Source organism: Achromobacter semiaridum (assembly GCF_053543755.1).
Map to the genome: position 1 here is coordinate 38,303 of NZ_JBLVOL010000033.1, position 3,297 is coordinate 41,599.

The window sequence follows — 3,297 nt, forward strand, 5'->3', positions numbered from 1 at the left end:
GCGGCCGCGGTGTTTTCGAGGGGGGCGCAAAGGGCTGGATGAAGCGTATGTGACTGTCACTATCTTGTCACGTTGGGCCCCTAAGATGCGAGGGTCGCTGAAAGACAGGCACTAGAAAAAGCCTGACTAGACTCCTTTAACGAGCACAGAAGGAACCCTGATGTTCAAACGTGTCTTCAAACAAGTTTCCGTGGGCGTTGCGCTGAGCGCCGCCGTTTTTGCCGTCCAGGCCGCCGATGTGACCGGCGCCGGCGCATCGTTCCCGTACCCGATCTACGCCAAGTGGGCGTCGGACTACAAGGCAGCCACCAACAACGCGATCAACTACCAGTCGATCGGTTCGGGCGGCGGCCAACAGCAGATCATCGCCAAGACCGTCGATTTCGGCGCCTCGGACGATCCCATGAAGGCGGCTGACCTGGAAAAGAACGGCCTGCTGCAATTCCCGGCCGTGATCGGCGGCACCGTGGCCGTCGTGAACATCGACGGCGTGGAACCGGGCAAGCTGAAGCTGTCGGGCACCGTGCTGGCCGACATCTTCCTGGGCAAGATCAAGAAGTGGGACGACAACGCCATCAAGGCGCTGAACCCGGACGTCAAGCTGCCGTCGGCCGACATCATCGTCGTGCACCGTTCGGACGGCTCGGGCACCACCTTCGGCTGGACCAACTACCTGTCCAAGGTGTCGGCTGACTGGAAGTCGCAAGTCGGTGAAGGCAAGGCCGTCAAGTGGCCCACCGGCCAGGGCGGCAAGGGCAACGAAGGCGTCGCCGCCTACGTCGGCCAGCTGAAGAACTCGATCGGCTATGTGGAATACGCCTACGCCAAGCAAAACAAGCTGGCCTGGACGCAACTGCAGAACAAGGACGGCAAGTTCGTCCAGCCCGAGCAAAAGGCGTTCGCCGCCGCGGCCGCCAATGCCGACTGGAAGAGCGCGCCGGGCATGGGCGTGGTCCTGACCGACGAGCCGGGTGCCGATTCGTGGCCCGTCACCGCCGCCACGTTCATCCTGGTGCACAAGTCGCAAGCCAAGCCGGCGCAAGGCAAGGCCGTACTGGAGTTCTTTGACTGGGCGTTCAAGAACGGCGCCAAGTCGGCCGAAGCCATGGACTACGTGCCGCTGCCGGAAGCCGTGACCAAGGAAATCCGCGCCGCCTGGGGCGAAGTCAAGTCCGCCGACGGCACCCCCGTCTGGAAGTAAGCCGGGGACAGCGCGCAAGGTTGGCGTCTGTCATGCCTTGGGTACGGCCTGACGCCTTTCTGCCACGCGCTTGACCCGACACAGCGACCGCCCTGGAAATCTTGGCCACCAAGAGACCCGGGGCGGCTCGCCCCAGCAGTTCCCGTTTCCACCCAGGTCATCTAAGGAAAGTCCATCCATGAGCGCGGTAATGGATAATAGTGTGCCGCTTTCGCCCAGCGTGGCGGACTCCGTGACTACCGGCACGCCTTCGCCTATGAAGCAAAATAAAAACGCGCTGATGGATGCGCTGTTCAAGAATCTGACCCGCCTGTTCGCCTTCCTGGTGTTCATCCTGCTGGCGGCGATTCTGGTATCCCTGATCTACGGCAGCCGCGAATCGCTGGCCAAATACGGCCTGTCGTTCCTGTGGCTTAACGACTGGGACCCCGTCAACCAGAACTACGGCGCCGTGGTGCCCATCATCGGCACCTTGCTGACGTCGGCCATCGCCTTGATCATCGCCGTGCCGGTTTCGTTCGGCATCGCCATCTTCCTGACCGAACTGTCGCCGACGTGGCTGCGCCGCCCGCTGGGCACCGCCGTCGAAATGCTGGCGGCCATTCCGTCCATCATCTACGGCATGTGGGGCCTGTTCGTCTTCGTGCCGGTATTCCAGCAGTACGTGCAGCCGTTCCTGATCGCCACGCTGGGCAACGTGCCCGTCATCGGCGGGCTGTTCGCCGGGCCGCCTTTCGGCATCGGCATCTTCACCGCCGGCCTGATCCTGTCGATCATGATCATCCCGTTCATCGCCGCCGTGATGCGCGACGTGTTCGAGCTGGTGCCGGCGATGCTGAAAGAATCGGCCTACGGGCTGGGCAGCACGACCTGGGAAGTGATGTGGCGCGTGGTCCTGCCTTTCACCAAGTCGGGCGTCATCGGCGGCATCATGCTGGGCCTGGGCCGCGCCCTGGGCGAGACGATGGCCGTGACGTTCGTGATCGGCAACGCGTTCAAGTGGTCGGGCTCGCTGTTCTCGCCGGGCAACTCGATTGCCTCCGCGCTGGCCAATGAATTCAACGAAGCGGGCGGCATCCAGAAGTCGGCGTTGCTGGAACTGGGCTTGATCCTGTTCCTGATCACGACCATCGTGCTGGCCCTGGCCAAAGTGCTGCTGGTACGCCTTTCCGCCGGCGAAGGCCGTAAGACCTGACGCGCCGCGAGCACAAGGAAAAGATCATGGCTGTTTCCGTACTCAATATGCAGAATGGCGTCTACCGGCGCCGCCGCATCCTCAACCGCATCATGCTGACGGTGTCGCTGGGCACGCTGGTGTTCGGCTTGTTCTGGCTGTTCTGGATCATCCTGACGCTGCTGACCAAGGGCGCGCCCGCGCTGTCGTACACGCTGTTCACCGAAATCACGCCGCCGCCCGGGCAAACCGGTGGCCTTATCAACGCCATCTTCGGCAGCGTGGTAATGGCGGGCGTGGGCACGCTGATCGGCACGCCGGTTGGCATCCTGGCTGGCACGTACCTGGCGGAATACGGCCAGCGCGGCTGGCTGGCGCCTGCCACGCGCTTCTTGAACGACGTGCTGCTGTCGGCGCCGTCCATCATCATCGGCCTGTTCATCTACGCCGTGTACGTGGCTCAGGTCGGCCACTACTCGGGTTGGGCCGGCGCGCTGGCCTTGTCCATCCTGGTGATTCCGGTGGTGGTGCGCACCACCGACAACATGCTGCTGCTGGTGCCCAACAGCCTGCGCGAAGCCGCGGCGGCGCTGGGCTGCCCCAAGTGGCGCATGATCACGCTGGTGTGCTATCGCGCCGCCAAGACCGGCATCATCACCGGCGTGCTGCTGGCCATTGCCCGGATTTCCGGCGAGACCGCGCCGCTGCTGTTCACGGCGCTGTCCAACCAGTTCATGTCGTTCAACATGAACGCGCCGATGGCCAACCTGCCCGTTGTCATCTACCAATACGCCGCCAGCCCCTTCAAGGACTGGAATGACCTGGCCTGGGCCGGCGCCACGCTGATTACGCTACTGGTGCTGGGCATCAACATCATTGCCCGCAACATGTTCCGCAAGTAAAGATCGCTTTGCCGGGGCGC

At 63.2% G+C, this 3,297-nt stretch carries 3 protein-coding genes; all 3 read left to right on the plus strand.

The features are described 5' to 3' along the window. Nucleotides 1–160: 160 nt before the first annotated feature. The gene (gene pstS / locus ACNPP0_RS10535) at nt 161–1,201 is read left to right on the plus strand and encodes a phosphate ABC transporter substrate-binding protein PstS (protein ID WP_332613265.1); all 1,041 of its coding nucleotides are present in this window, start codon (nt 161–163) and stop codon (nt 1,199–1,201) included. A 178-nt stretch (nt 1,202–1,379) separates the two neighbouring features. Next, nucleotides 1,380–2,396, plus strand: a complete 1,017-nt coding sequence (gene pstC / locus ACNPP0_RS10540; protein ID WP_046806883.1) for a phosphate ABC transporter permease subunit PstC — start codon at nt 1,380–1,382, stop codon at nt 2,394–2,396. 26 nt (nt 2,397–2,422) lie between these two features. Continuing rightward, nucleotides 2,423–3,277, plus strand: coding sequence for a phosphate ABC transporter permease PstA (gene pstA, locus ACNPP0_RS10545; protein WP_082134619.1), 855 nt, complete (start codon nt 2,423–2,425; stop codon nt 3,275–3,277). Nucleotides 3,278–3,297 lie beyond the last annotated feature (20 nt).

Coding starts and splice junctions, on each gene's coding strand:
- pstS (WP_332613265.1), top strand. CDS start 161: ATGTTCAAACGTGTCTTCAAACAAGTTTCCGTGGGCGTTGCGCTGAGC.
- pstC (WP_046806883.1), top strand. CDS start 1,380: ATGAGCGCGGTAATGGATAATAGTGTGCCGCTTTCGCCCAGCGTGGCG.
- pstA (WP_082134619.1), top strand. CDS start 2,423: ATGGCTGTTTCCGTACTCAATATGCAGAATGGCGTCTACCGGCGCCGC.